The sequence below is a fragment of the Verrucomicrobiota bacterium genome (assembly GCA_016200005.1).
Classification (GTDB): Bacteria; Verrucomicrobiota; Verrucomicrobiia; order Limisphaerales; family PALSA-1396; genus PALSA-1396.
Map to the genome: position 1 here is coordinate 1 of JACQFP010000083.1, position 7,559 is coordinate 7,559.

Genomic DNA, 7,559 nt, shown 5'->3' on the forward strand with positions numbered 1-7,559 from the left:
CGATGAAGCTTTGAATTGATGAACACCAAAGATTTTCTCCGTCTCGGCGTGCCGTTAGGACGGCGACACGCCTGGCGACGGATTTTGTTTCCAAATTCATCCTCGGCGGCGGCGCGACCGGGAGCGCGGAATTTATTCCGCCTCAACGCGCAAAGTTGTGAGGCGCTGGGAAACAATTGTACCGGCTGGTGTTCGTGAGTTGAAGCGGCGTGAACGCCGCGCGCCGTTTACAGCACTCGAGGAGGTTGTTGAACTTGGCGCGCCCGGCGTGAGTCGAACACGCGACCATCTGCTTAGAAGGCAGATGCTCTATCCAACTGAGCTACGGGCGCCACCGATGAAACCTTAGCCGTGTGGAAGTGCCCAGGCAAGCGCGGGTTCAGGTCTCCCGCAAAGGGTCTGGCCATCACGCATTGACTGCGAACGGATGTCACGCCAGATACGGAATGGTAAGCGGCCCTTGCGGCAGCGCAGCGACGCGCGCGCCGTTGCGATGGGATTGGAGGCATTCCTTTACGGCGGCGGTGATGTCGTGGCAGGGAGTGAGATGCGCGGCGCGAACGATGTCGTCAGCCAATGAACTGTAGATGAGCACTCTGGCTTTGCGTTGGATGAGGGACTGGATTTGTGCCTGCCATTGTTCGGGCCGGACGAAACCGGGGGCGGCCAGCAGCGTCAGAATTTCTTCGGGACTGGCGGCGCTGCGCAAAAGATCATCGAGCGGACTGTGGGCGGGAACGCCTTCGCGACATTCACAGGCCAGGATCAACGTGCCGCCTTCCTTGATGACGCGCGCCCCGGCGCTCATTCCCTTGACGCCCTGATAAAGATTTTGATCGAGTGGATAACCGCTGTTCGTAGTGACAACGATATCAAACGGCGCATCGAACTTTTGCATGGCGGATTTTCTGACGAATTCGCAGCCGACTTTGTGCGCCGCGAGCAGGTCGCCGGCGAAGACGCCGGTGATCTGCCGTTCTTCGTTAAGCGAGACGTTCAGGAGAAAACTCGGGCCGACGCGCAGCGCGATGTCACGCATTTCCTCCCAGATGGGATTTCCGTTCGTGATGCCGAAGGTGGATTGAGGATCGCCGATATTTCTCGCGCCGTGATTGCTCATCACAGTCTGGAGGCCAGCCACGCCGGGCATGATGCCTTTGACGCCGCCGCTGAATCCGGCGAAGAAATGCGGCTCAATGAAACCGGTGACGATGCGGACGTCCGCCTCGACGACGTGACGATTGAGGAGGGCAGGGGTGCCGTCGCGGGTGGTGCCAAGTTGAACGAGGGCATCGGGATTTTCCGGTTCGTGATTGAGGACGCGGTAATTCTGGATAACGGTGGGCGTCAGCATTGTTTCCAGTTCAGCGCGGGTGTTCGGCCGGTGCGTGCCGAGCTGGTTCAGGAGCGTGATGTTCTCGCGCGGGACATGGGCGAGATGCTCGAGCAGCCAGGGAATGAGGCGTTCGTTGGGCGTGGCGCGGGTAATGTCGGTGAACAGAATGCAGACGCGTTGGCCGGATTTGATCCACTGCCGCAACGGTTGCGCGCCGATGGGTTTTTCCAGCGCGGCGAAAACGGCGGCGCGTTCGTCAGCCAGGCCGGGCGTGTGGGCCGGTTTGATGACGGTGGTGCGATCATCGGGCAGTTCCACTGGCAAATGACCGTGGCCATAGGCGAGATCGACTTTCATGGTAAAACGAGACGTTGCATACCGCTGAATTTATTTACCGCAGAAAGTTGAATCGGGAAAGGAGCAAATCGCCGCGGCCATCGATGCGACGCAGAGCTGTCATCTCAAGTTGGTTGCCAGACTATATTTCCGGATTGGGTTATGCACTTAATTCCTCTTGGCCGATCGGACACGCGAAAGCGTGAACTCCAACGCCGCGCGAAGGCCGTTTCCGTTGGAGTTCAACCTTTAGGTTGTCCTCCGTTTGCCTGAAGGGGAATCAAGTGCATGGCCCTATTTCCGAATACAGAAAACTGCTCTCACTTCGTCCCTGCCGATGCAGTTGCTTCCAAACGACCCACCCCAAAACCCCTCCCACGAGGGGAACAAAACATCGTGGACCGCTCCTCTCCTGGGAGGGGTTGGGGTGGGTTCAGGGGTTCAACACGCGACAAGATCTCGGGGAATTCTCTCCTCATCCGACGGGCGAGGATGGCCGAAGTCCGGGTGAGGGGCGGTGCCGGGTTGGAGTTGATGGTGGAATTGGATTGTGGTTAAGTGCGGACATGAAAACTTACACGATGCGATTATTCTTTATCGGAGGGGTTACGGTTCTAGTGATCGCGCTGTTCAGCAGTTGCACCACGGTGCCGGAAACGGGCCGGCGGCAGGTCAACCTGATTTCACCGTCGGAGGAGATGAAGCTTGGGTTGACGAGTTTCGACAAAATGAAACAGGAGGTGCCGGTCAGCAAGGATGCCGCCGCGAACGCGCTGGTTCAGAAAGTCGGCAAGCGCATTGCCGCGGTGGCGCCGTTGCCGAACGCGCAGTGGGAGTTCGTGGTGTTTGAAAGCAAGGAGGCCAACGCGTTTTGTCTGCCCGGCGGCAAGGTCGGCATTTACACCGGCATCCTGCCGATCACCAAAGATGAGGCGGGGTTGGCGACGGTCATTGGTCATGAGGTGGCGCACGCCGTGGCGCGGCATGGCGCTGAGCGGATGACCGAGGCGATGGGGATTGAAGGGCTTGGAAAAATCCTCGGCAGCGCGACGGCAGAATCCAAATGGAACACGGCGGTTACGACGGTCTATGGCGTGGGAAGTAAGCTGGGCGTGGCGTTACCGCATAGTCGGTTGCAGGAATCCGAGGCGGACCACATCGGAATCTTGTATATGGCGCGGGCAGGTTACGACCCGGAAGCTTCGGTCGGTTTTTGGGAGCGGTTCGCGGAATTCAATCGGCAGGGTGGCGCCAGCACTCCGTGGTTTCTCCGCACGCATCCAGTGGATGAGGTTCGCATCAAACAACTCAAAGGCTGGCTGCCGGAGGCGAAACAGCAGTATCGGCCTCAGTAAGTGTGACAGGAAATAATCGCTTGCGCGGCTGGAACAGGTTGATTACTTTTTCGCGCCTCGTTTTGGTAGCGCGTGGAGTTATGCTGTCCTCGATTTCCACCGGAAGGTTGGGCTGGTAGCTCAGTTGGTAGAGCAGTGCCCTTTTAAGGCATTGGTCCAGGGTTCGAGTCCCTGCCAGCCCACCAGCCTTTACCCGAATCAAAACATTTCATCCAACTTGCCGGATCGGCCTTGCAACCTCGCCGGCCTGGAAAAGCCTACGGCGCCACCGGCAGTGTAAAGCGTGAAGGGTGGTTGGCATCGCGATAGATTTTGACTTTGGGCTGGTTGAGGTTCGGGAGGAAGAAGGGATAATCGCGGCTGGTGATGCGGAGACGGATGCGGCTGCCGGCTTTGAAAACGTGGTTGATGGCAAAGGGAGAGAATTCAATCGAATGCGGGTTTTGAAATGCGGCCGTGTGATCTTTGAACGCGCCGCGGGTGACGAGTTTCAGTCTGCCGTCGGGAAGTTTTTCCAGGAGTTGAACGAAATAACAGGCGTTGGTTTTGGCCGCCGAGACAAACAATTGAAACGTCGGCAGGCCAACCACGTTGAGATCGTTGGCCAGCGGCTGGCTGGTATAGTTTCGCGCGTTGGCGCTGTCATCGGACTTCGTCACGATGTTCGGACTGAAAATGTCGCCGCTCGCATTGATGATTTCGTTCACGGCGATGATGGTGGTCATCAGTGCCGCGGCGTCGCCGCCAAAGGCGTTGCGAATAAAGCTGATCAACGTGGAGCCACCTGCCGTGGGCGACAATTTCTGCGGCGTGCCGCTCGATCCAGTTGTCGAAAGCAGGATGCCATTCAGGTAATAGATATTCGTGATCGTGCCAGGCAGCGGGAAGGCATCCGCGAAAACCAACGCCGCTTCCGACCAGTCGGTGGATTTCTCCGGCGCGACCGTGACGCGCGGCTCCGTAAGAATTCCCGTGTCAATGCCCTTCAACCATTGATCGAACCAGCGCCGAAGTTGGGCGCGCATGTAAAGTCCCTCGGAGCTGCCGAGGTCGGAGGAGGCGGGCGGATGGCCGAGGCCGCCCAGGTAAAGTTTGAAAAACGGAATGTTGGTGTTGGTTTCAAAAAGGGCGGTGGCTTGTTCGGCGGGAAACAGATGATCGCGCCAGCCTTGAATCACAAACGCCGGCACCTGCAATTCGGCGGGGTCAAAAATCACGGAACGCCAGTCGATGCTGGTTTGCGAATCGCCGACGTGGACTTTTTCAGGTTGGCCGCCCAGGATGTTTTTGATCCAGTCAAACATTTGATCGGCATAATTGGGATGGGCCGGATCGTAACCGCTGGCGAAAAAGCCGACCGCATAAGCGAGCTTGGGCACGTCCTTCGGGCAGAGTGCCTGGTAAAGGTCCGTCCAGCCGACGATGGGTGCCACGGCGGCAAGGCCCGGCACGTGGGTGCGCATGATTTCAAACGAATGCCCGCCACCATACGAAGCGCCCCCCACGCCAAATTTGCTGGCGGCCGTGACGGGAACAGTAATGGCCGGTGAATCACCGATGGTGCCGGTTTGCATGGCCAGGATCAACGTCTTCAAATCGTTGATTTCATTCGGACCGGCCACGGCCACGTTGCCGTCAGAATTTCCAAACCCGCGGGCGGTGGGCGCGAGCACCACGTAACCAGCGCTCGCAAATTCTTCCGCCAGCATCACCACGCGTTCGTCATTCTTCGCGCCGGCGTAACCATGGATGACGATGATCACCGGCGTGGGAGCGACCGCGCCGTCCGGAATATAAACACTGGCGTCGAGACGAATGGTGTTTGTCGTGGCGGATTCCGTGTCGCCCGTATCCGTGCCGGTGGCCCGGGCGGGGACGGGGATGCGGGTATTGTATTTGGTGAACGCGCCGCCGAACGAGTTGAGAACCATCGTCAGCGAGAGCAGCAGGAACAAGACGCCACTTCCCAGGAGAATTCTTTTTCTTGCATCCAACATGAATGACACCATACGACACATCCGGCGTTATTCAACCGGGCGATTTTCCCAAGAAGAGCTTTTGGTGGCGGAATTCGCTGCCCAGAATTAGCGGGCAGTGTAGCCGCGAACGAACCCGATGCATTGGGCCACATCTGGAACGGAATTGTCCCAGTTGTTTTCGTACTCGATGGAGATATTGCCGTCAAAATGCTGACGTTTCAGTTCCTCCAGAATGCCTTTGGTGTCGGTGACGCCGGTGCCGTAGATGCAGTCGGGGAGTTCCTTGCCGATGGCAGTCCGCTCTTTCAAGTGGCAACTAATGATGCGTCCCTTGAGGATTTTGAGACCATCGAGCGGCTTGATGCCGGACGTAGCCCAATGGCCGGTATCGGCACAGGCACCGATGCGCTTGTCGCGGTTCTTGACGATCGACAGGACGTAATTCGGGTCCCAAAGTTTGTATTTGGGATTGTTGACCTGGCGTTTGTGTTCATGAAAACCGACCCGGATGTCGTACTCCTTGACCAGCTTCTCGATGGTGTCGAGCGCATCGTCTGATTCGGTGGTGATGGCATACATCCCCATCTTCTTGGCGAACTCGAACACTTTGCGCGCCTCGCTTTCATCTTTGGAGAGCCCGACGACGCCATAGTTGACGGCCAGCACGTGATGTCTGGCGAGCTGGTCTTTGACCTTTTGGATGACTTCCTCGGAGGCATTGTGGTCCCATTTGATGTCGGGTTGTTCCTTGCTGAGTTTTTGGCCGGGATAAAACTCAATGACTTTGCCGCCGGCTTGAGCCGTCTTTTCGATGGCTTCAAACACACTGAAACGGTTGAAGGTGTAAGCCTGACAGCCGATGGCGTAACCACCGATCCTGCCCTCTTGAGGAATGGGCGGAGCGCTCTGAAGGGTGGTGGCGACGAGGAAACTCAAGGCGGCGATACTCAGATTCTGGCCGGCTCTTTGCGTTAAATTCATATTGGTCCTTTGTTCATTCACTGTGTCTCCGCGACTCGCGGAAAGCGATGTTGGTTGAGGTGATGGCACACGCAATCCCCGCGGTTGTCAAAACAAAAACAGCGTGGCAAAATGATCACCCGAGATTTGAGATTATTTTTGTTGCGTTCAGTGTGGCAGTCGCTAGGTTAGCGCGCTCGACGCATCAAAAATAAGAGACAACTTGAAGACTGAATTGTGTAGAAAAGCATTGGAGAAGGTTGGCAACCCCAACGTTCTGGTAAACTTGATTTCGCAACGCGTCCGGCAACTCAACGCCGGGGGCGGCGGCAGCAGCCAGCCGTTGATAGCCAACACCACGGGCATGGGAGCTGCGGACATTGCGCTGACGGAAATCATCGAAGAAAAAATGGGTTGGGACTTGCCGGAGCATGTCGCACTCACCACGCCCACCCGCAAGAAGCGCCGGAAGCATTGAGCTTCGGTCGCGCCGGTTTCCTCCAATGCTTTGCAAACAGCCAGAAGGGCGACCTTCTGGCTGAAATTATTTATGGCCGATATTTTGTCCAACTCGAAAGCGCGGCGCGATTATCACATCCTCGAAACCTTCGAGGCGGGCATTGTCCTGCGCGGCACGGAGGTCAAGGCGTTGCGGGCCGGCAAGGGACAGATTCGCGACGCCTTCGCCCGCGTGGACAAGGACGAAGTGTTTCTCTACAACGCGCACATTGACGAATACGCCTTTGGCAATCTCCAGAACCACGAGCCCAAAGCGCCGCGAAAGCTTCTGCTCCACAAGGCCGAGATCCGAAAACTGTTCGGCCTGAGCTCGGTCAAAGGCAATGCGCTGTTCCCACTTTCGTTCTATTGGAAGAACGGGAAGGTGAAAGTCGCCTTGGCTGTTGGCAAAGGCAAAGTGCAGTTTGACAAGCGTGACGACATCAAGAAGCGCGCATCCGATCGTGAACTGAAGCGGGCGACGATGCACCGTTTCAAGGGGAAGGGTTGAAGCGTTGAAACGCTGCGACGTTCCCCTGTCCAAAGGTTTGAAGAATCTGGCCGAGGAATCCGTTGGAAAAATCGATCGCTCTTAACGATTGAGCGTTTCGGTCTCTTGCCCCTTTTTCCAAGTTCGTTTCGGCGCTTTGGTGACGAGACCTTTTTTGATCGCGTTGGCCGTGACCCGGATGTAGCGAACCTCGCCGTTCACGAGGGCCTTGACACGCTGAAGATTTGGCAGGAAACGCCGTTTGGTGATGGCCGTCACGTGCGTGCCGATGCCGCCTTTCTTCTTGGCCTTGCCGCTGCGCCAAATGTGGCTGCCTTTGATCGATCCTGTGCCTGTCAGTTCACAAATTCTCGCCATAAAATTCCTTTTTGTTCGTAAGGAGCGCAGAAGGTAGCAATCGCATACGCTCTTGCAAGCACTATTTCCCTTCTTTTGCCTGCCAGCAGCGCGTATGCATGAGCGTGTTTTTAGAGGCATGGACGTTTGCGTGTGACGAATCGCATGGCTTTGGCGAGGTTGTTTTCTCCCATGGCAGCTTGGAAGTCGGTGGTGGTTTTGTATTGTGCTTTGGGTTGTTGGCTGCG

At 56.9% G+C, this 7,559-nt stretch carries 7 protein-coding genes and 2 tRNA genes; 4 read left to right on the top strand and 5 right to left on the bottom strand.

Going from position 1 to position 7,559, the window contains the following annotated elements; genetic code table 11:
- Positions 1-255: 255 nt before the first annotated feature.
- Positions 256-332, bottom strand: a tRNA-Arg gene (locus tag HY298_26110).
- A gap of 98 nt (positions 333-430) precedes the next feature.
- Complete coding sequence (gene larA, locus HY298_26115; protein MBI3853734.1) at positions 431-1,693, bottom strand: nickel-dependent lactate racemase; 1,263 nt, start codon at positions 1,691-1,693, stop codon at positions 431-433.
- A 545-nt stretch (positions 1,694-2,238) separates the two neighbouring features.
- Here larA and HY298_26120 point away from each other — a divergent pair.
- The gene (locus HY298_26120; GenBank protein MBI3853735.1) at positions 2,239-3,027 is read left to right on the top strand and encodes a M48 family metallopeptidase; all 789 of its coding nucleotides are present in this window, start codon (positions 2,239-2,241) and stop codon (positions 3,025-3,027) included.
- A gap of 109 nt (positions 3,028-3,136) precedes the next feature.
- Positions 3,137-3,212: transfer RNA gene (locus HY298_26125), tRNA-Lys, on the top strand.
- A 72-nt stretch (positions 3,213-3,284) separates the two neighbouring features.
- Here the strand turns inward: HY298_26125 and HY298_26130 are convergent.
- Together HY298_26130 and HY298_26135 are read right to left on the bottom strand one after the other, a co-directional pair.
- On the bottom strand, positions 3,285-5,036 hold the full coding sequence (locus tag HY298_26130; protein MBI3853736.1) for a CocE/NonD family hydrolase: 1,752 nt from the start codon (positions 5,034-5,036) through the stop codon (positions 3,285-3,287).
- A gap of 75 nt (positions 5,037-5,111) precedes the next feature.
- Positions 5,112-5,942 (bottom strand): sugar phosphate isomerase/epimerase, encoded by an 831-nt coding sequence (locus HY298_26135; protein MBI3853737.1) that lies wholly within the window; start codon positions 5,940-5,942, stop codon positions 5,112-5,114.
- Between the two features lie 247 nt (positions 5,943-6,189).
- Between HY298_26135 and HY298_26140 the strand changes: the two genes are divergently transcribed.
- A complete protein-coding gene (locus HY298_26140) occupies positions 6,190-6,444 on the top strand; it encodes a DNA-directed RNA polymerase subunit omega (protein ID MBI3853738.1) in 255 nt (84 codons plus the stop codon).
- Between the two features lie 72 nt (positions 6,445-6,516).
- Positions 6,517-6,975, top strand: a complete 459-nt coding sequence (smpB, locus tag HY298_26145; GenBank protein ID MBI3853739.1) for an SsrA-binding protein SmpB — start codon at positions 6,517-6,519, stop codon at positions 6,973-6,975.
- Positions 6,976-7,056: 81 nt separating this feature from the next.
- Here the strand turns inward: smpB and rpmB are convergent, their stop codons facing one another.
- Positions 7,057-7,332: a 50S ribosomal protein L28 gene (rpmB, locus tag HY298_26150; protein MBI3853740.1), complete on the bottom strand. Its 276-nt coding sequence runs from the start codon at positions 7,330-7,332 to the stop codon at positions 7,057-7,059.
- Positions 7,333-7,559 lie beyond the last annotated feature (227 nt).

What these genes read in the sequence shown, in the direction of transcription:
- smpB (MBI3853739.1), top strand. Translation starts at nt 6,517, where the DNA reads ATGGCCGATATTTTGTCCAACTCGAAAGCGCGGCGCGATTATCACATC.
- rpmB (MBI3853740.1), bottom strand. Translation starts at nt 7,332, where the DNA reads ATGGCGAGAATTTGTGAACTGACAGGCACAGGATCGATCAAAGGCAGC.
- larA (MBI3853734.1), bottom strand. Translation starts at nt 1,693, where the DNA reads ATGAAAGTCGATCTCGCCTATGGCCACGGTCATTTGCCAGTGGAACTG.
- HY298_26130 (MBI3853736.1), bottom strand. Translation starts at nt 5,036, where the DNA reads ATGGTGTCATTCATGTTGGATGCAAGAAAAAGAATTCTCCTGGGAAGT.
- HY298_26120 (MBI3853735.1), top strand. Translation starts at nt 2,239, where the DNA reads ATGAAAACTTACACGATGCGATTATTCTTTATCGGAGGGGTTACGGTT.